At 43.0% G+C, this 21,552-nt stretch carries 17 protein-coding genes; 10 read left to right on the top strand and 7 right to left on the bottom strand.

From position 1 onward, the window contains the following. Window positions 1-70: 70 nt before the first annotated feature. Window positions 71-1,354 carry an LD-carboxypeptidase gene (locus FQ084_RS02985; RefSeq protein ID WP_149489135.1) on the bottom strand — a complete coding sequence of 428 codons (1,284 nt, stop codon included), beginning with the start codon at window positions 1,352-1,354 and terminating at the stop codon, window positions 71-73. Window positions 1,355-1,636: 282 nt separating this feature from the next. Here FQ084_RS02985 and FQ084_RS02980 point away from each other — a divergent pair, with 282 nt between their 5' ends. Further along, window positions 1,637-2,047, top strand: coding sequence for a YkvA family protein (locus FQ084_RS02980; RefSeq protein ID WP_149489134.1), 411 nt, complete (start codon window positions 1,637-1,639; stop codon window positions 2,045-2,047). Between the two features lie 108 nt (window positions 2,048-2,155). On the opposite strand, the gene FQ084_RS02975 is transcribed toward FQ084_RS02980, so the two are convergent. Together FQ084_RS02975 and FQ084_RS02970 are read right to left on the bottom strand one after the other, a co-directional pair. After that, window positions 2,156-2,461, bottom strand: a complete 306-nt coding sequence (locus FQ084_RS02975; protein ID WP_149489133.1) for a hypothetical protein — start codon at window positions 2,459-2,461, stop codon at window positions 2,156-2,158. 136 nt (window positions 2,462-2,597) lie between these two features. Next, on the bottom strand, window positions 2,598-3,152 hold the full coding sequence (locus FQ084_RS02970; protein ID WP_149489582.1) for a hypothetical protein: 555 nt from the start codon (window positions 3,150-3,152) through the stop codon (window positions 2,598-2,600). Window positions 3,153-3,435: 283 nt separating this feature from the next. Here FQ084_RS02970 and dnaQ point away from each other — a divergent pair, with 283 nt between their 5' ends. The 9 genes from dnaQ to FQ084_RS02925 all read left to right on the top strand — a co-directional run bounded on the left by dnaQ (window position 3,436) and on the right by FQ084_RS02925 (window position 13,238). Beyond that, a complete protein-coding gene (gene dnaQ / locus FQ084_RS02965; RefSeq protein WP_149489132.1) occupies window positions 3,436-5,070 on the top strand; it encodes a DNA polymerase III subunit epsilon in 1,635 nt (544 codons plus the stop codon). Between the two features lie 183 nt (window positions 5,071-5,253). Then, window positions 5,254-6,936, top strand: a complete 1,683-nt coding sequence (locus tag FQ084_RS02960) for a hypothetical protein (RefSeq protein ID WP_149489131.1) — start codon at window positions 5,254-5,256, stop codon at window positions 6,934-6,936. A 112-nt stretch (window positions 6,937-7,048) separates the two neighbouring features. Beyond that, the gene (gene nudC / locus FQ084_RS02955) at window positions 7,049-8,116 is read left to right on the top strand and encodes an NAD(+) diphosphatase (RefSeq protein ID WP_149489130.1); all 1,068 of its coding nucleotides are present in this window, start codon (window positions 7,049-7,051) and stop codon (window positions 8,114-8,116) included. A gap of 295 nt (window positions 8,117-8,411) precedes the next feature. Next, window positions 8,412-9,350: an RnfABCDGE type electron transport complex subunit B gene (locus FQ084_RS02950; protein WP_149489129.1), complete on the top strand. Its 939-nt coding sequence runs from the start codon at window positions 8,412-8,414 to the stop codon at window positions 9,348-9,350. Window positions 9,351-9,512: 162 nt separating this feature from the next. Continuing rightward, window positions 9,513-10,208 carry an endonuclease III gene (nth, locus tag FQ084_RS02945; protein WP_149489128.1) on the top strand — a complete coding sequence of 232 codons (696 nt, stop codon included), beginning with the start codon at window positions 9,513-9,515 and terminating at the stop codon, window positions 10,206-10,208. Window positions 10,209-10,273: 65 nt separating this feature from the next. Next, on the top strand, window positions 10,274-10,870 hold the full coding sequence (locus FQ084_RS02940) for a DJ-1/PfpI family protein (RefSeq protein WP_149489127.1): 597 nt from the start codon (window positions 10,274-10,276) through the stop codon (window positions 10,868-10,870). 144 nt (window positions 10,871-11,014) lie between these two features. Next, window positions 11,015-12,181: a methionine adenosyltransferase gene (gene metK, locus FQ084_RS02935; RefSeq protein WP_149489126.1), complete on the top strand. Its 1,167-nt coding sequence runs from the start codon at window positions 11,015-11,017 to the stop codon at window positions 12,179-12,181. Between the two features lie 182 nt (window positions 12,182-12,363). Beyond that, window positions 12,364-12,660, top strand: a complete 297-nt coding sequence (locus tag FQ084_RS02930) for a DUF3144 domain-containing protein (RefSeq protein WP_149489581.1) — start codon at window positions 12,364-12,366, stop codon at window positions 12,658-12,660. Between the two features lie 230 nt (window positions 12,661-12,890). Then, complete coding sequence (locus FQ084_RS02925; RefSeq protein WP_149489125.1) at window positions 12,891-13,238, top strand: hypothetical protein; 348 nt, start codon at window positions 12,891-12,893, stop codon at window positions 13,236-13,238. A 162-nt stretch (window positions 13,239-13,400) separates the two neighbouring features. Here FQ084_RS02925 and FQ084_RS02920 read toward each other — a convergent pair whose 3' ends face one another. The 4 genes from FQ084_RS02920 to clpB all read right to left on the bottom strand — a co-directional run bounded on the left by FQ084_RS02920 (window position 13,401) and on the right by clpB (window position 21,172). Continuing rightward, window positions 13,401-15,056: a BCCT family transporter gene (locus FQ084_RS02920; RefSeq protein ID WP_149489124.1), complete on the bottom strand. Its 1,656-nt coding sequence runs from the start codon at window positions 15,054-15,056 to the stop codon at window positions 13,401-13,403. A 223-nt stretch (window positions 15,057-15,279) separates the two neighbouring features. Next, complete coding sequence (locus tag FQ084_RS02915) at window positions 15,280-16,929, bottom strand: BCCT family transporter (RefSeq protein WP_149489123.1); 1,650 nt, start codon at window positions 16,927-16,929, stop codon at window positions 15,280-15,282. A gap of 177 nt (window positions 16,930-17,106) precedes the next feature. Then, on the bottom strand, window positions 17,107-18,360 hold the full coding sequence (locus FQ084_RS02910; protein ID WP_149489122.1) for a PQQ-dependent sugar dehydrogenase: 1,254 nt from the start codon (window positions 18,358-18,360) through the stop codon (window positions 17,107-17,109). 214 nt (window positions 18,361-18,574) lie between these two features. After that, window positions 18,575-21,172, bottom strand: coding sequence for an ATP-dependent chaperone ClpB (gene clpB, locus FQ084_RS02905; RefSeq protein ID WP_149489121.1), 2,598 nt, complete (start codon window positions 21,170-21,172; stop codon window positions 18,575-18,577). Window positions 21,173-21,552: the final 380 nt, after the last annotated feature.

Here is a 21,552-nt window from a genome sequence, read left to right as displayed (position 1 = left end):
TCTGAAGTGGCGAAGTTACACATCAAGCAAAGAAAATTTATCACAGCAAAAAACTTTATAGACCTAAATTTTATTGCCACAACCCTTCGACATGAATCGCATCAGTTTTAATTGTTGGATAATCCGTAAATGTTAATTGGTAGCCGCCGATTGCATTGGGGCTAATTTGACACGTTGCCCCCAGTGGAAAGCTGTGTTTTTGTCCAATATGACCAAAGCTCATGCCGCTATAAATAGGCAATCCTGTCAGCTTATGCAATTGACGAACCACCGTGGCGACATCATAACGCTTGTCATAACTGTCCTCACCTGTACTCGATAATGCACCAAATACGATTGCTTGCTGACCTTTAAACGCGCCTCCTAGATACAAATCATACAGCATGCGCTCAATACGATAGGCTTGCTCGCCCACATCTTCTAAGAACACAATACCGCCGTCAATACGTGGTAAATACTCACTACCTGCCAGCGCCGATACCACACTCAGATTGCCACCCCAGATAATGCCGGTTAGTGTTTTAGGCTCGCCATTTGTCAAAATACTCGGTAAATTCTGACTGGTTAAAGACGCATCACGTATGCTGATAGCTAGATTAGGATTGGCTAATGCTTGCACAAACTGTCGGCAACTGACTTGGTCGGGTTTGATTTTGCCAAACTCACTATAAAGCATCGGGGCGGAAAGTGAGCTCATGCCTCCTTTTGCGAGTAGCGCGCACTGAATCGCAGTCACATCACTAAAGCCTGCCAGTATCGTGCCCCGCTCCTTCATAATGCGCCCCAGCGTTGACCAATCAACCATCGGTAATAAACGCATGGCGCCATAACCACCTCGTACGCCCAGCAGCAGCTTTGGCGCTTTGATCGCACCCGTAGCGATATTTTGCAAGTCACTGGCTCGCTGCGAATCCGTACCAGCAAAACGTAAATACTGCCGAGTGGTAATCGCAGGATTGTCGACTTTAAAACCTGCACAAGCCAAACGATCTAATGCCAATTGATTGCGCTCGTCACTACCACCGACATTGGAGCTGGCAAAAAGCCGTGTCTCTATACTTGGTGTGATACAACTCGTTTGCACCTGCATTGTTTCGGGTGCTGCTTGTTTTGATGGCAGGCTCTTATCCATCAAAACCGTTGGCAAATCGTCTTTGGTTAATAACGTATTATCTAGCTCAATAGTATTGGATGCTAATGCTTGACTAATGCTTTGGCTCATCAACAACCCCGCCCCTGCACTGATACCGATTTGACGTAAAAACTGGCGACGATTAAGTCCAGAGATGGCTTCACTCGCTGTATGAGCATTTTTACTTTTATCATCTTTTAACAACTGACTTTTAGAAACCATATCTCGCTGCTACCTTATCTTTTTTATTTTGATTTACTTTTTAACCATCTTTCTTTATCTTGACAATTTTGCAACCTATTTACTTAAACACCACAGCAGCATATTGTAGACGCTTTATTGGCTATAAGAGTTGCCTAACCTTTGCCCGTATTTACTTTCTCGCTACTATATACGCTAAAAAAACAATTCAATTAAACCCATCAATAATACGCAATATTGGCACAGGCCACGACTTTGTTGTAGTATGAGAATACCGATTGCGCTTAAATAAGGATAATAATAATGGCTGACAAAGCGACTGATAAGCAAAAAAAAGATGAAATATTGGATGCCGATTTAGAATATCTCATTAATGAGGAAGAAAAACTGCAAGAAAAGCTAAAAGATAGTAGCCATCTTGAGCGCTTCACCAAAGATTTGATGCTTTTTATGAGTTTGCTTAAAGATTACTACAAAGGCAATTATCGCGACATTCCTTACAAAACCATTTCAGCAGGCGTCGTCGGACTGCTTTATACCTTGAACCCGATTGATATCATTCCAGATTTCATCCCTTTTATCGGTCATATAGACGATGCGCTGGTACTCACCTTTTGCTTAAAACTCATTGAAAAGGATTTGCAAAAATATCAAACGTGGAAGACAAGCCAATCAGCTGTCAAAACTGAAACCAATTTAAAGAAAAATGCTTAACTATTTGCAAGTTATATTACTCAAATGAGCATTCTAAAAAGCCACGACCGATAAGTAAGTTATCAGTCGTGGCTTTTTTATCAATCACGAGCCATTTATCTATACAGGTTAATCTGGAACCTCATAGTTGGCTTTTTCTGGATTCAGACCAAACGAATACACAAACGTAGCGACGAGGCTATTCACAATAATAAAGGGTAAATCAACGGCAATATGACCAAGCAAATAGCGGCCGATGAGCCATGAGACAATCAGCATAATAATAAAAAACCCGCCAAGATACGCTAAAATGGCCGGATGTTTAAGATTATAAGGCTGCTCAGGTTTAGGCTGCTTATCGAGCACATAGGTTCTGATTGCCCAACCCGCCGCATAAGAAAACCCGCCCAACACCACATAACTAAAAAAATTCATATTGCCTGACTCTAATGACTTAACTATTTATGAGAAACGATTATTTATAAAGAGGTTTTATAATGAATAATGGTCACTTAATAACTGTTTGCAATTCACTTTTATTAGACCTTTCAGTCTCTATCAAACTCTTCATTTAGCTGCCCGTACCGACATTATCAATGACAATATTGGCATGAGGATTGGCTAAAATATCCGTATTGACGTCGTCACATTCGACACGGTAAATAGTGTTTGCACCTTTATAGATATAAGATAAGTACTCACTATCAAGTAGCGGATCGATATTAGCGTAAACAGGCTTCACATGCGCAAGTACTAACACTCTATCCGGACGACCGATGACGGCATCGACATTATCAGGATCAATAGAGAAAAACGTTGGTATGTCATTATTTGCAATCATCTCTAACGGCTCAGCATCATCCCAAACACGTTTGGCACTTGCTGGCTCTTTCATTTGCATCACCCACGCGCCGCCTTGTTGGCTGACTTTTATCTGGGCAGGCTCGTCATGGCTGACGGTGTAGCAGCCTTCAAATATGGATAAATCTGCTGCCGTTTCAACCTTTTTAGTATCAGCTTGTGTATCACTATTATTACAAGCGCTCAAAAACAGCGCACTACTCGCCGTCATAGCGACCATCAAGGCCGTCAATCTTTTATAAAACACATTTGGGCGTACGGACATCATAGGGTTATCCTGCATTTGGACATGAAAAGCTTATATTGAGCGCATTATTATTGAACATTATCAAACACTGCCATCGCACTACCATTAAAGCTATTTTAACAGAAAACCATCACGTTACTATTATCATCTTTGCTTTTACGATTTTATGCATGGCAGCTGCCCATAGCTGGGATAGATTTGCTATACTCAAACCTAAATTATATCGTGCTAGCCGCTATAAAATAGCACTACCGAAACCTTCCTGCTCCATGTTTATCATCTATTAGGTAAATACGCTTTTATGTCAGATACTCCTACTTCAGCGCTGTCATTTAACACCAACAACGCCATGAATCCGTTGGCCGCAAAACCCAACACGACGGTTGCTTATACAGACGGTGCTTGTAAAGGTAATCCGGGTGCTGGCGGCTGGGGCGCGCACCTGATATTTAGTGATGGATGCACGCAGGATTTGTATGGTGGTGATAAAGAAACCACCAATAATCGCATGGAGCTGATGGGCGCGATACAAGCACTGACCCATACTCCACACGAGCATAATCTCGAGATTTGGACAGATTCAAGCTATGTCAAAAAAGGCATTACCGAATGGATTGACGGTTGGAAAAAAAGGGGCTGGAAAACGGCGAGTAAAAAACCTGTCGCCAACCAAGATCTTTGGCAGCAACTCGATGAGCTGTGCCAACAGCGCGCTGTTGACTGGCATTGGGTCAAAGGTCATGCGGGACACGCGGGCAATGAAAAAGCGGACGAGCTGGCAAATTTAGGCGTGACCTCAAAAAGTGAGATTGTGGCTACGACCAACTTGCAAGATATCGCTAAAAAAAAAGAGCCCATTGTGACCGATAAAACCCAAAGCGCTAGCGATGATTGGCTAAAATTTGATCCATTAGGGTTTGATATGATGGATGATGAGCTTGATGCAGAGTTAGAAAGCCATACAGCAGAAAACAACGTATTAGAAGACGATAGTAAGTATGACAATGTTATAAATAATAATATTTTCGTCGAAGAAAACCGTCATCAATATCAAAACCGACATCAGTATAATGCTAGCGAACCCATGAGAAATACCGATATGCCAGATATAGATACCAATATGGATACTGAAGTAGAAGCTAAAACGGAAGCTCGCATAGAAACTGATACACCAAAATTCGATGGTGATACCAGTCGCGCCAATCCGTATTTTATACCGCTGCTGCCCAAACCTATCCATCGTCATGAATCTGATCGTCAGCTTATTATGGATACCGAGACCACCGGTCTTGATCCACTAAAAGGCGACCGTATTATCGAAGTTGGTATCGTAGAGATGGTCGGGCGTAAATTTACTGGTGAAAAGCTACACGTCTATATCAATCCACAGCGCGGTATGGATGAAGAAGTGATTCGCATTCATGGTATTTCTGAAGCGTTTTTAACCGACAAACCAACCTTCGATCAAGTGGCTCAGGCGCTTTATGACTTTATGGACGGTGCCGAAATCATCGCTCATAATGCGACGTTTGATATGAACTTCTTAAATATGGAGTTTGCCAAAGTGGGCATGCATGACTTTGCTGAGCGCGTACAGGTAACTGACTCGCTGGTTATGGCAAAGCAGCAATATCCAGGGCAGAAAAATACCCTAGATGCCCTTGTTCGCCGTCTAGATGTCGGTAAACAAGACCGTACTTTCCACGGGGCCTTACTTGACTCAGAGATTTTGGCTGAAGTTTATCTGGCAATGACCGGCGGACAAGTCGCCCTTGCCATTGAGGAAGATACCAAAGCCGACGGCGGACAGACAGCCCATGCAACCTTTGCTGATTTGGCCGAGTTATTACTTGAATCGAGCAGCAATGAGAGTGCCAATCAAAGCTGGTATGCGGCGCTTGCAGACGATTATCCTGAGCTTAAAGCTAAAATGTAACTCTCATGTCATTGTAGCTGTCATTAAAACCGTTCTTTTTATCCAAATAACGTCTTATACTGGCAGTTAAGTACGTTAGTCTTTATTATGACAATACACGTTAAAACCTTATTCATATAATTTTTTAACCTATCCTCTAAACCATTACTATTTTCATCAGTACGTCATGGAAAAAAAACAACTATGAACCATTCTACACAAATGAAATTAACTGCCCCAACCTTGAGTGTGACTGATTTTAATCTACCGTCTTTGCATTTATTGCATGATGAAATTAATGTCATCTTAAAAGACACTGAGATTCATTTGGGCGAATTTAATGATGATAATAGCCAAGCGCCTTTGTTGTTAGACTCTATTATTGTGTTAAAACAGCTGTCTTGTATTTTTGAGCTGATTGCTTTGGCAGGTGCAGAAGCGCTCAATAATGCAATCGTGCATGGCTTACAAAAACTTTATGATAGTGGTGACAATAGTAATACTGCTTTAATTATGGACTTGTCAGAAGCCATTATGACGCTTGATCGCTATGTGGAATTTGTCCTACTGACCGAATCGGTAGAGCCGACATTACTACTGCCTATTATTAATAAGCTCAATGCTCACGGGCAAGAGGCACCGATCGCTGCCGATTATTTTTCCACTTTTGGTAGCAGCAGCGTCATCATTGCCAATCCTGAGAACAATTTTCAACCGCTTCACGAGCTTAACCTTGACAGCGACTTACTGACTTACGCTTATCGTAGTGGACTTGGAGTCGCTTTGTTAAATCAAGACGGCAATGTAAGCCAAGAAGAACAGCAAAAATTGGATGCCATGTCTGCAGCTTGCGCCTTGATAGCAGCAAATTCTAATCGCTTGTTTTGGCAAGCAGCAACCGCTGCCGTTGCAGATATCGCCAGTATCTTACCGCTAAACTTAAGCCAAAAACACACGCTTATTTACTTAGAACAGCAGTTCCAAAGCTATCTGCCAGTAATGGACACGCGTTTTGCAGACTTGGTCAGTTTTGCCTGCCAGCGTAATACTGAAGAAGCCAAAATACTGCGTGAACAATATGCTACCAATCAATTAGAGACACCGCAGCTCGAACAAATGGCACGCTTCTTATTTGGTCCAAACCGTGCTTTAACAGACACGTTAAACACGATTATTCAGGCGCAGATTAATACCATTAAAGAAAATGTCGATAGCTACGCACGCGGCGACTCTATCAATCCTGTTGATATGCAAACCTCTCAAATCACCGAGCAGCTTATCGAACTGCGTTCAGCGTTCCAGTTATTGGGTTTAGCAAATGCAGCAAAAAGCCTGAACGCTGCAGCAGATGCCGTGAGCAAATGGCGCGCGCCTACTCCAGAAGATTTTGATCACTTGTTATTGGCATTGATGCACGCTGAAAATGCCACTATCGCTATGGCAGAGATGCATACTCCAGGGGCAATTTACTTACCTTTGAATAATCCACATATCTCATTGCATCAACTTAATACCGCGTATGACACGTTAATACAAGAAAGCCGTACCGCCATTGCCAGTGCCGAACAAGCCATCAATGACTATTTGGCTGAGCCTGAGCGCGATGTATTGAACATTCAAAACATCCCTGAAATGCTGCGTCAAGTAGCAGGTGCGGTACGCTTTTTACAATTACCAACACCTGCCAGCATGCTCAGCCAATTAGCCAGTTATTTGCAGCAGCGTATTAATGCTGGTAGCCGTATCGATGATGGCACCTTGGCTTATATCGCCGATGTCATTATGGCGGTTGATCATCATTTAGATGGTTTTGAGAATAATCGTCCCGTTAGTAAACAGGCGCTAGACGTTGGGCAACAAAGCTTAAGCCAGCTACTTGCTGCTTAATTGCTGGCTGCCTAAATGTTCAGCTGCTTAGCTATCATTTAATTGCTTATTTTCAACAGGCTCATACCGAAGTAGATATGAGTCTGTCTTTGACTGTTTGGAAGTTTGATTTATGACCCACGCCTTTATACTCCATGACGAAACCGTTTTATGTCGTCAAACACCTAATGGCTGGTCGCCTGTACAGATTCAGTTACCAGATTCGGTTAATGATACAGCGTTAAGCACTCATGACATTCATGACACGCAGCCAGCCTATCAAGTTGGCCGAGTGACGCTCCTTGAAAGTTTGGCACCGACTCATTGGTTACCTAACGACGATAGTAGTAGTAATAGCATTGACAATAAAGATGCCCATAGTTTGGTTGAAGCTGAGGCTGCCAATACTTTTACGGCACAAGCTGCCATTGCGATGACTTATGACTATGCAATAACCCATCATATTGACTTGCCTAGAATTTTAGAAAGTCATGATTTAGAAAGCAACACTCTAAAGAATAACGATTTAACAAATAATAATGTTAAAAACAGCAGTCTAAAAACTGATACTTGCGCTTTTATTGCTTATCGTCTGCTTATCACGCAGCTGCCATTCGCCTTATCTGACCAACTTAGTCAAGCCATACAATTGTTGCGTTGGCAAGCAGATACGCAGTTCTGTAGTCGCTGCGCCGCTCCAGTGATGCATGCCTCACGTGGTGAGCGCGCGATGGTTTGCCAAGTTTGCCGTTTACGCCAGTATCCACGTGTGCAGCCGTGTATCATTACCGCCATTACTCGACCCAATCCGCAAACCGGTGAAATGCAAATTTTGTTGGCGCATCATCATCGTTATGGACAGCAAAAAACATCTTCACAAACGTTACAATATGGTTTGATTGCGGGTTTTGTAGAAGTGGGTGAAAGCTTAGAGCATGCGGTGGTACGCGAAGTGGCAGAGGAGGTGAATATCCGCCTTACAGATATTCGCTATGTCAGCAGTCAACCTTGGCCGTTTCCGTCTAATTTGATGCTTGGTTTTCGGGCGGCGCATGCTGGTGGTGACATCGTCATACAAGAAGATGAGCTGTCACATGCCGATTTTTTTGACCTATCAGATTTGCCAAAGATACCGTCAAAAGGCAGCATTGCTTATGCGCTGATTGCACAAATTGCTCATGAACAAGGCATCTCACTTTAATTGATATTTAATTCATAAGGGCAAGATGTCTTTTTATAAATATAGATGTTCTTAATAAATAGCGCTATTACCCTATTTATTTTAATATCAGCACTTAGCACTAGGGCATGTCCTCATTTTAAAAATGGTGATAAAAATGAGATAAATTGCCGTCAAATAAGAAAAATAGCGCAGATAATATCGAGATATTAGCTAGCTAATTGACGCTGTTTGGCAAAATTTAGCCATTTTTAGCCCATTTAGAGGATTATCGATTGAATTGAAGACACGCCCTAATATAAAGGTTTTAAATTAAATGCAAAGTACCATGAGTAAAAACAGCCGTCATATCCGTCTAATCAATCTGCCTATTTTGTTCGATGACTTGAACATAGAGAGCTTGCCCGCCGCAATCCAAGCAAAGATTGCACGTATTGATGCCTGCTTACCGCAAACCCAATGCGGACTTTGTGACCATGCTGATGGCTGCTTGCCATATGCGGTGGCTATTGTTATCGACAAAGAACCTTATAATAAATGTGTGCCCGGTGGTCAGCCGGTGACTGATGCTATCGCGCAAATTATTAATCAAGATGATATCGATGACCAGACAGCGGATTCAACGAGTATTAATAGTAGCCTAGACAATAATCATTTAAATGATCACGCCAACGTTCATATAGATAAGAATATACAACTACTTAGCGCTGAGCCGTCAAAATGGCCAATAGATACCAGCTCGCAGCGTCCGGTAGAAGTGCGTGCGGTTATTCGGGAAGATGATTGTATCGGCTGTACCAAATGTATCCCTGCATGCCCTGTTGATGCCATCGTCGGTACTGGCAAGCACATGCACACCATCTTTACCGACTTATGTACAGGCTGTGAGCTATGTATCGCGCCCTGCCCAGTTGACTGCATCGACTTAGTCACCGTTGAGCGTACCCTTTCGACAGCTGAGCGCACACTTGAACAAGATGACTTGCGCCAGCGTTATCATACGCATCTGAGACGTGTCAGTGAACAGCTGGCTGATAGCAGCAATAGCAAACCTGTGGTCAGCATGGTAGAGGCAAAACTGAATAATGCCGCCAGTCAATCGTTAAACATCAGCGAAGCACAAGCAAAAAACACCATTGCAGCGGCAAAGCTCCGTAGTAAAGTCAAAAGGCTAGAAAAACAGCTTAGCGTACGTTCAAATGACAGTAAACAAGCAGAGCTTGAAGCATTACAAATAGAATTGAGTCAGCTTTAAGCCCATAATCAGCATTTCATTAAACCATCTACCTTGCATCGCTAGCACGCTAAGTGTGCTCAGATATCTTACATCGATTCATCATTAGCATTAATCACCAATAGCCAAAGTAACCGTTAAAATAACAATCACAACAATAGCCATAAAAACAGTAAAAATGCCATGAGTAAAACCGTTAAACATAAAACTGCCGACACCCCGCCATCGAGGCGTATGCCCAATCGTGATGTACGCCCATTCTTTGAGAAATTGGCAGCGACGATTGATGAGCCGGTTACTGAGCTGAATTATAACAGTAATTTTGAGCTACTTATTGCGGTCATATTGTCGGCACAGGCAACAGATGTCAGCGTCAATATTGCCACCAGTCAGCTCTATTCGGTAGCGAACACGCCTGAGTCCATTTTGGCATTAGGGGAAGAAGGACTTAAAGCGTATATTAAGAATATCGGCTTATTCAATGCCAAAGCCAAAAACGTCATCAAAACGTGCCGTGACTTGATTGAAAAGTTTGATAGCACGGTTCCTGATAACCGTACCGACTTAGAGTCTCTAGCGGGCGTCGGACGTAAGACGGCAAATGTGGTTCTAAATACCGCTTTTGGACAACCGACGATGGCGGTCGATACCCATATCTTTCGCGTCGGCAATCGTACTGGACTTGCAACAGGTAAAAACGTCTTAATCGTTGAAAAGAAGCTGGTCGAACGTATACCCGATGACTTTATCGTTGATGCACACCATTATTTGATTCTACATGGACGCTATACTTGTCAGGCTCGCACCCCGAAATGCGGCGCTTGCCCTGTGTACGAAGAATGTATGTTTAAGGATAAAGCCGATTTTTTAGAGCTTTAAAGGCTTTAGAGATTTAAAGACTTTTAGACATTCCCTTTCTAAACACTTTAACTTAGGGAAGCAGAATGCAGACCCTCACCGCACTCGTATTTGATGACTTTGAAACATTAGATTTATTTGGGCCTATTGAGCTATTCGGTAGCCTGCCTGAATATTTTCATATTCAGTTTGCTTCAATGAAAGGTGGTATCATCCATAACCATCATAGTGTTGCCTTACAAACTATCGCAGTAGCAGAGTTAGACCAGCAAACGAATATATTATTGGTCATCGGTGGTAAAGGGACACGTCTACTCATCAATGATAGTCATTTTTTGCAGACCCTTACCATGCTCTCTGATAACGCCGACTGGGTACTCAGTGTCTGTACTGGTAGTGCTTTATTAGCGAAAGCGGGCATCTTAGACAATAAACGAGCCACATCTAATAAGCGTGCTTGGCAATGGGTAACCGAGCAATCAACTGCAGTGCATTGGGTAAAGCAAGCACGCTGGGTCGTAGACGGCAAGTTTTATACCTCTTCAGGCGTCACCGCTGGCATGGATATGGCGCTCGGTTTTATTGCTGATAGACACGGGCGTGATAGCGCAAAAGAAGTTGCTAACTATACAGAATACCGCTGGCAAGAAGACAGTCACCTCGATGACTTCTATAATTGTTAGCCATCATGGCTGACACTAGAGTTTTACCTCAATTCACGGTAAAATATCATAATTTTTTGATTCACTTTTACCTCCCATTTTCCGTTAACATTTAATAATGACTGAGTTTATATATTACAGTCCCTGCAATTAAGCGATCCCACTATGCGCGAATACAACTTATTTACCTCAGAGTCTGTGAGCGAAGGCCATCCTGATAAAATGGCTGACCAAATTTCAGATGCTATCCTTGATGCTATTTTACGTCAAGACCTACATGCTCGTGTAGCGTGTGAAACGCTGGTTAAGACTGGCGCGGTGATACTGGCAGGCGAAGTCACCACGACTGCCAATATCGACGTTGAACGTATCGTGCGTGATACGGTAAACGGCATTGGTTATCATCACTCAGACTTAGGCTTTGATGGCGAGACCTGTGCCGTTATTAATATGCTGGGTAAGCAGTCTCCTGAAATTGCTCAAGGTGTCGATCGTAGCGACCCTGAAGAACAAGGTGCCGGCGACCAAGGCTTAATGTTTGGTTATGCCAGCAATGAGACCGAAGTATTGATGCCAGCGCCGATCGAATATGCGCACCGCTTGATGGAGCGTCAATCTGAGCTGCGCCGTGGCGGTGAGCTGCCTTGGTTACGTCCAGATGCCAAAGCCCAAGTGACCCTTAAATACGACGGTAATAAACCGGTTGCCATTGACGCCGTGGTTTTATCAACGCAGCATGATCCAAGCATCTCGCAAGCAGACCTGCAAGAAGCGGTAATGGAATCTATCATCAAGCAAGTATTGCCAGCAGATTTATTGCATGCCGGTACACGCTATCATATCAATCCAACTGGAAAATTCGTCATTGGCGGTCCGGTCGGTGATGCTGGTCTTACCGGTCGTAAAATTATCGTTGATACTTACGGCGGTATGGCGCGTCATGGTGGCGGTGCATTTAGCGGCAAAGATCCTTCAAAAGTCGATCGCAGCGCTGCTTATGCGGTGCGTTATGTGGCTAAAAACATCGTCGCTGCGGGTATTGCAGATCGCTGTGAGTTACAAGTGAGCTATGCGATTGGGGTTGCTGAACCGACTTCGATTTCAATTAACACTTTTGGTACTAACAAAATCAGTAATGATGAAATCATTAGCTTGATTCGTAAGCATTTTGACCTACGTCCTTATGGTATTACGCGTATGCTGAACTTATTACAGCCGATGTATCAGCAAACCGCAACCTTTGGTCACTTTGGTCGCCAAGGTTCTGAGACTGCCTTTACCTGGGAAAAAACCGACAAAGCAGAAATCTTAAAAGCCGATGCAGGTTTATAATCTGACGCTAGACTCTTTACTATTTTATCCAGTTTTTAGACTGCCGTGATACATTCAAATTTACCTACTATTATTAGGAGTCGCTGATGTCTCAAGACAACATGCCAGACAATGCTCAAAACGACGCTCAAAGCAATATTCAAAATGACGATATTGACGCCGCTCTTGAAATTACCCCTGAAATGCAAGCCTTTTATCAGCGTGCTGATGCCATTATAGGCGTTGCAAACAGTCAACTAGGTCCTGAAGCGCATTCAGGTCAAGTAGGCGCGTCACTGCTTTATGCAGCGGCACGTTATAGCGCGTCAGTTGCTTCTATTGGCTTTGTCAAAGGTGATGACTTCGCCAAAGAAAAAGATGATATCGTTGAGTTTTATACCAAGCAATATCGCCAAATGCTAAGCGATAACTTGACTGACTACGCACAAAATTTTGATAAATATGTTCAGCTTAATAAAGATGATAAACCTGCGCAGTAAGCTGTATAAAATCTGATTGCAGAATTTTATTAAGAAGTAACATAAAGAACCCAAGCCTTATAAGCTTGGGTTCTTTTATCTGTTTTGCACTAGATGACTGGTTACAAATCCTTTACTATCAAATATCTTAATAACAATTGCCTCGATTATTTGCTTTTTATTTAGCACAAATTTCCGATGCAAAATGAATGATTAAAGGTATGTATACATAAAATATAAGGATATTTATTATGAGCACTCTATCTAAACCATGGCTATCTCTATTAAAGCCTTCTACCCTCGCCCTATCACTAATCATAACTTTTACGCTCGGTTTAGCGGGTTGTAACAATATCAGCCCTATGACTGATAGCACACCTACTAAGCCGCCTGCTTCCAATACCAACCAGCCTCCGCAAGGGATTGTTGCGCAGTGTCCAACCTTTGACCCCGAAAAAACCATGTGTACGGCGCAATACGATCCGGTCTGCGTAAAAACACAAGTGGGTTCAGTGATAAGCTATCAGACGGCTGGCAATGCCTGCTCCGCTTGCAGCACACCTGAGGCAATCAGCTATGTGAAAGGTGAATGTTTATAATGGCTGCGCTTATTTTAAAACGGTATCGTTACACACTCATCATTCATTTAATACCGATAAAATAATAAACACCCATAAAAAATCCCAGCTTAAAACTGGGATTTTTATATGATTAGCTATTGGCGTTTTTCAGAAAACCTCATTTTATAGCTATCTAGATAACTACTCATCAGCCTGTTTTATACTGGGTGGGCCGGTTAATAACTCTTCATCGCGGAATTCATTGGCTGAGTTATGCTCGGCTGATTCTTCGGTAATAAACCGCTGCTGATTACGATAAAGTATCAATCTATCACGGCTCAAACCCCGCAGTAATGAATACATCATAATAACAATGACCACGGCAAATGGAAAGCCTGAGACGATAGAGGCGGCTTGTAGCGCACCCAAACCGCCTGCGGCTAATAGCACCGCCGCGATAACCCCTTCTGTACCCGCCCAGAATAACCGCTGGATTTTCGGTGGGTTGGTGTCACCGCCTGAGGTCAGCATATCAATGACAAAACTGGCAGAATCTGATGAGGTGACAAACCAAAGTACAATCATCACCACAATAAGCCCGTTCAGCGCTGCCGTCATTGGATACGACTCCATCAACTTAAAGATAGCGCTACCTGTATCGGCTTTTACCGCTTCCACCAGTCCAGGGCTTGCTATATTTGGGTCAATGGCCGCCATCAATTCCATATGGACTGCTGACCCACCAAAGGCGGTGAACCATAAGAATAAAATAGTGATAGGGATTAATAACACCCCTAAGATAAACTCGCGAATGGTGCGACCACGAGAAATACGAGCAACAAATACCCCAACGAATGGCGACCAGCTAATCCACCATGCCCAGTAAAATACCGTCCATGATGACTGCCAGTTTGCTTCACCTTCATAAGACTCCGTCCACAGCCCAAGCGGGATAATCTGATGCAGATAATTACCAATATTTTCAAAAAAGCTATTAAAAATAAACTGGGTTGGACCCAAAATAATAACAAAGCTTAATAGCACAATGGTGAAGAAAATATTGATGTCACTTAAGCGCTTAATCCCTTTATCTAGTCCCATCAATAGCGACAACCCTGCCAACATCGTGATAAATGCAATCAAGATAATTTGCACCGTGATGTTATTCGGAATACCAAATAAACTCTCAAGCCCTGAGTTTATTTGGAGTACCCCAAGACCTAAGGTAGTCACCACACCAAACATCGTCCCAAATACCGCCAGCGTATCGACGATATGACCCATAGGCCCGTAGATTTTTTTACCAATTAACGGGTATAAGGTTGAGCGAATAGCCAGTGGCAAACCACGGCGGTAATGAAAATACGCCAAAGATAATGCCACCATGCCATAGATTGCCCAGACATGCAGACCATAATGCAAGAACGAGATATTCATCGCCTGCTTAGCAGAAGCAATGCTTTCAGGCTCACCTAATGGAGGCGCCATAAAATGATATAGCGGCTCAGCCGTACCCCAATAAAGCAAGCCAATACCAATACCTGCTGAAAACAGCATGCCAATCCAAGAGACGATATTGTACTCTGGTGACTCGTTTTGGTGACCCAATCTAATATCACCATAGCGGCTAAATATCAGGTAGATACTCATCACCAACGTTAAGTTGACCACCATGATAAAAAACCAACCAAAGCGAATCGATACAAATGCCTTCGCTTGGCCAAACACTTCGGTTGCCAATTCATTAAAAAAGGCACCGAAGATAATAAACGCGAGGATTAAAATCGCTGAGGTTAAAAAAACAGGTTTACTTACCCGTGGAAAAGGGCCCAATCGGCCAACTTTAACGTGATCCATTCAGTCGTCTCAATTTTTTAGGACGCCAACCTTAACAAGATATCTACAAACTATCAAATCGGGTCAGTCATCTGTTACTGGTAGAAATTAAAAAATCCTAAGATAACGATGCATCTTAGGATTTTAAATGATACTGATTACAGTGTTTTTAAGGAGAATAAATCAAAGATATCTGCCTGATTAATTTCACAAAAACAGCTCGATTACTTCTATATGCAGCCTATCAATCACCCTTAGCAATTTTAGGCGGACCTTTTAATAATTCCTCATCAACAAACTCATTGGCCGAATTATGATCAGCTGACTCGTCAGTAATGTAACGCTGCTGGTTACGATATAAGATAAGACGATCGCGACTCATACCACGTAACAGCGCATACATCATCACAAATATGACCAAAGCAAACGGCAATCCTGCCACAATGGCCGCGGCTTGTAATGCGCCTAAACCACCTGCGGCTAATAAAATCGCCGCAATAACGCCCTGCATAATCGCCCAAAATAAACGCTGAATTTTAGGTGGATTGGTATCACCACCAGCGGTCAACATATCGATGACAAAACTAGCAGAATCTGATGACGTGACAAACCAAAGGACAATCATCACCACAATTAATAAGGTGATTGGTTTGGTAAGTGGATAGTATTCAACCAATTTAAAAATGGCACTACCCGTATCAGCTTGCACCGCGGCAACCAATCCTGGGCTGACCAAATCAGGACTGATGGCTGCTAGCAGCTCCATGTGAATTGCAACGCCGCCGAAAGCTGTAAACCAAAAAAACAAAATCGTCATAGGAATAAGCAGCACGCCAAATACAAACTCACGAATGGTACGACCACGACTGATACGCGCAATAAACACGCCAACAAACGGTGACCAGCTGACCCACCATGCCCAATAAAATATCGTCCAAGCACTTTGCCAATCAGTACCACTATAGGCTTCGCTCCAGGTCGATAACGTGACGATGTTTGCCAGATAGTTGCCAATGTTTTCAATAAAGCTGTCAAAGATAAATAATGTCGGACCCAAAATCACCATAAAGGCCAATAGAATACCGGTCAGTCCCATATTGATATCACTGAGGCGCTTAATGCCTTTATCAAGACCTAACATCAGCGAGCCACAAGCTAATGAAGTCACAAAGGCGATGATAATAAACTGTACGGGCAACGTATTAGGAATGCCAAATAAGCCTTCTAGACCCGAGTTAATCTGCATAACCCCGAGACCTAAGGATGTCACAACCCCAAACATCGTCCCAAATACCGCCAAGATATCAACGGTATGTCCCCATTTACCATAAATCTTTTGCCCAAGAATAGGATACAAAGTTGAGCGAATCGATAACGGTAAACCACGGCGAAAATGAAAATACGCTAATGACAATGCAACGACGGTATAAATCGCCCACGCATGCAGACCCCAATGTAAAAACGAGAGATTCATCGCTTGTTTTGCCGACTCTACAGTCTGTGCTTCACCAAACGGCGGTGCCATAAAATGGTATAAAGGTTCTGCGGTTCCCCAATATACCAATCCAATCCCGATACCCGCCGAAAATAACATCGCAATCCATGAAAACAGGGTATATTGCGGTTGTTCCGTCTGCTTACCTAAACGAATATCACCGTAGCGACTGGCGGCAAGATAAATACAGAAAACCAGCGCCACGTTAAATAAAATGATAAATAACCAACGGAATTTTTCGGCAATAAAATCCTGTAAGAAGCTAAAAAGCGCTGCTGCAGTTTCAGAAAATAGCGAGCCAAAAATAATGAAGCCGACAATTAAGATGCCTGACGTAATAAACACAGGTTTATTTACCCTGGGAAATGGGCCGAGCTTACCTACTTTCACTTCATTCATTCGCTGAAACCTCATATCTAAAAAAGGGTACCTTAACAAAGTAACCTTTAATTATCAATTAACTACAAAACAAACCAATAAAGATATTTTTTGCTAACAAGTGGGTTGGCTATTCTCGTATCCTATGGAGGTATTCTTTTTCAGCTTATTTAGCCAGCTATTTACGCGGATAAATAGCTATCTAGGTAACAATCGCAATAGCCTTCCTTCAGCGCCATCTTCTAATAGCCATACCTTTCCATCTACATTCAATACACTACGAATTCGTTCACCCATATCATAGCGATAGCGTTCCGAAGCACCGTTATTTTCATCAAAACTCACCACAATGAGTGCTTTTGATGATAAGCCACTGATTAGCACATTGCCTTGCCATGCTGGGAAATCATTGTATTTACCCGCTTTATAAATACTTATTGAAGAAGGTGATATGACCGGCGTCCACGATATTTTGGGCGCAGCAAAATCAGGGCGCGTATCGTGATCAGGAATATCAGTCCCTGTATAGTTACGGCCATTCGAGACGACTGGCCAGCCATAATTACTGCCTTTTTCAATGAGATTAAATTCATCACCACCCCGTGGACCCATCTCATGCGCCCAAAGCCTACTTTTTTCATCGAACGCCATACCCAGTACATTGCGATGACCAATTGTCCAAAACTGCTTAGCAATATTATTGGTATTTCCCACAAATGGATTGTCCACTGGGATAGAGCCGTCCGCATTGAGCCTGATTATTTTGCCCAAATTGACACTCATGTCTTGCGCTGGGGTTTTTTCTTGACGTTCGCCTGAGCTTATATATAAATACTGCCCGTCGGGTGAGAAGAGCAAGCGATGACTAAAGTGCCCTTTTCCTTTCATTTTTGGCGTTTGCTCCCAAATGGGCGTAACGGCTTGCAAGCTTAGCGTATCAGTATCCAATCCAGTCAATGTAGCCTTGATTACTTTTGCCCCAAATTTATTATCATCAGTATTTTTACCTGCTTCAACGTAGCTGATATATACAGTATTAGACGTGGCAAAATCTGGCGCAAGGATAATATCACCAAGACCACCCTGCCCGCCGTAAGCCACTTTCGGTACGCCAATCACTGCGGTTTTCGCACCGGTGGTGGTATTGAAAACAAATAGCTCGCCTGTCTTTTGGGTCACCAGCAGTTTGGGCGGCTCATTATTAACGGTAGGCAACGCTGTCATTGCCCAAGGTTCATTAAAGGTAGCGACAGACTTGGTTGTAAAGGCAGGTTTTTCCATGCTTGCTATGGATTCGCTGACAGATGCTTTCCCTTCTTTATATTCAGTCAGATCTGCATTGGTATTAACGGCTGAAGGGTTGGAGCAAGCAGAAGCACTAAACAGTAGTGCTGTGATGATTAACGGTAACATTAATGGTCTGCTTGTCTGTTTCTTATCGGTCATCATCATGATGTTATCTCCCTTAATTTTGCAGTTTTCTTATTCTCGTCTAGGTTATTTATACCACAGCCAAAGTATGGCAACGGTAAAATAATTATAGCGCCCAACGCAAAAACCCCTTACTTGCCTGTATAAACAATAGGCAAATAAGGGGCAGTTTTAAGCTTTCCATTAGCTAGAAAATGAAACTAAGTGTACTCAGCTAATGTAACAAACGCTTGATTTAGCTCATTCTAAGCTTATCAAAGGTCAGTTTATCATCGGCACCGACATCGACTTTGATGATATCGCCTGCGACAAAATCACCTGCCAGTAGTTTCAATGACAATGGATTTTCAATCTCTTGCTGGATAGCGCGTTTTAGTGGACGCGCACCATACACAGGATCATAACCAACTGCCACCAGCTTGTTCATCGCATCGGCTGATAACTCGATATCCAACTCACGCTCATGCAAGCGCTGACGCAAGCGATCCAATTGAATCGCAGCAATGCCTGACATCTGCGACATACCCAGTGGATGGAATACTACGATTTCATCAATACGGTTAACGAATTCAGGGCGAAAATGCTGTCCAACCGATTCCATAACCTCAGCTTTAATACTTTCGTAGCTTTCACCAACCATTTCTTGGATTTTGTGCGAACCCAAGTTACTGGTCATGATGATAACGGTGTTTTTGAAGTCCACCACGCGACCTTGCGAATCTGTTAAGCGACCATCGTCCAATACTTGTAGCAAGATATTGAAAACATCAGGGTGCGCTTTTTCAACCTCATCAAACAAAATTACACTATAAGGCTTACGGCGTACGGCCTCAGTTAATGCACCGCCTTCTTCATAACCAACATAACCTGGAGGCGCACCCACCAAACGACTGACGCTATGCTTCTCCATATACTCACTCATGTCGATACGAACGATCGCATCCTCACTATCGAATAAGAAGTTTGCCAATGATTTGGTTAGCTCTGTTTTACCGACACCCGTTGGTCCTAAGAATAAAAACGAACCTGAAGGGCGATTTGGATCCGATAAGCCCGCACGACTACGGCGTACCGCATTGGCGACCGCCTCGACCGCTTCATCTTGACCGATGACACGCTCATGAAGTTTTTCTTCCATCGCTATCATCTTGTCACGCTCGCCTTGCATCATTTTATTCACTGGAATACCAGTCGCAGCCGCCACGACCTCAGCGATTTCATGATCTGTGACTTTATTGCGCAGCAATTTTACAGTGATTGGCTCGCCAGCTTGCTCTTTTTGCTCTGCCGAATCAATCTCGGCAATTTGTTTTTCAAGCTCAGGTATCACACCATATTGTAATCGAGACATCTCTGCATAATCGCCTTCTCGACTGGCTTTCTCTAACTGAATACGTGCTTTATCCAAGTTTTCTTTATGCTGTTTGCTCCCTTCAACTAAAGCTTTCTCAGCCTGCCAAATCTCATTAAGATCCGCGTATTCCTTCTCTAACTCTTCGATCTGAGCATCTAGTATTTTAAGCTCTGCTTGCGCGCCCGCATCCTCTTCATTTTTGAGCACTTCACGCTGCATTTTCAGCTGAATACGGCGACTATCGAGCTTACCTAATGCTTCAGGTTTACTGTCCATCTCCATGCGCAAACGACTTGCCGCTTCATCAATTAGGTCAATCGCTTTATCTGGCAGTTTGCGATCAGTGATATAACGATGGCTCATTCGCGCTGCCGCTATAATCGCGCTATCTTGAATAACGACACCATGGTGCAGCTCATAACGGTCTTTTAGACCACGCAAAATTGCAATGGTATCCTCAACTGTTGGTTCATCGACCAGCACTTTTTGGAAACGACGCTCAAGCGCGGCATCTTTCTCAATATACTGACGATACTCATCTAGAGTCGTCGCACCGACGCAATGTAACTCACCACGTGCTAGCGCAGGTTTTAACATATTACCAGCGTCCATCGCACCATCCGCTTTACCGGCACCGACTAAGGTATGTAGCTCATCGATAAATAGAATGATATTGCCTTCTTGCTTTGATAAGTCGCTGAGTACCGCTTTGAGGCGCTCTTCGAACTCACCACGGAATTTGGCACCCGCAATCAATGAGCCCAAATCTAACGACAATACTTCTTTATGGCGTAGACCTTCTGGCACATCACCACTGATAATTTTCTGTGCTAAGCCCTCAACAATAGCGGTTTTACCAACGCCTGGCTCACCGATGAGTACTGGGTTGTTTTTGGTACGACGTGACAATACCTGAATGGTACGGCGAATCTCTTCGTCACGACCAATCACGGGGTCAAGCTTACCAAGTTCCGCCTGCTCAGTCAGGTTAATGGTATATTTATTCAGCGCATCACGCTGATCTTCAGCATTTTGATTATTCACAGTTTCATCACCACGTAATTGTTCAATCACTGTTTTTAACTTGCTTGCGGTTACGCCAGCGCTCTCAAATATCTTTTTAGTGTCGCCTTGTTCAGCGAGTGCCAACATTACCCATTCAGTGGCGATAAAATCATCGCCTTCTTTTTGTGCTTGACGATCTGCCAAGTTCAAAATTTTAACTGAATTTGGATTTAGATTAACGTCACCAGTTGGCTCGCTAATCGTTGCTTGATTGTCTAACGCTTTTGCCACGCCATTTTTTAGCGCAGGAATAGACCCGCCCGCTTGTTGGCAGATAGATAAGTTAGACTCGTCTTGCAGCAATACGGCAAGCAAATGCACAGGGTCAATACCTGTGTGGTCGCGTCCTAAGGCCAGACTTTGGGCTTCTTGAATAGCTGATTGCAACTTTTGCGTAAATTTTTCGAATCTCATATTTGTGTCCTCTTATAGTTGGTAGTAGCGGCAGCTTTTTATAAGTATTAAATATCACCGCAAGCTTCTCGTTGTTATCTATATAAGGTTTGTTGAGCAACATTTCAATGTCGTTTTAAATATTGTCAATAGTGTTTAGTGACTTACTGGTATTAGTCTTTGTCAATTATAAAACAACAAAGCATAACCTTCGAAAGATAAACCTTACTCGTAACAATGATATTAATCATACCCCATTAATAGTTATACAGATGAATTATTTCAAGGGAATGTATAAAAGAAATAATAGGAAAGTTAGCTATACCCAAACAGAGATAAAAAGGTAGGTTGATCATATAAAGAGAGCGTTGAAAAACAGTAAGAATATGGTGTTTGAGAAA

The organism is Psychrobacter sp. ANT_WB68, assembly GCF_008369115.1.
GTDB lineage: Bacteria > Pseudomonadota > Gammaproteobacteria > Pseudomonadales > Moraxellaceae > Psychrobacter.
Note: the sequence above shows the minus strand (reverse complement) of the source record. Positions and strands in the feature narration are given on the sequence as shown.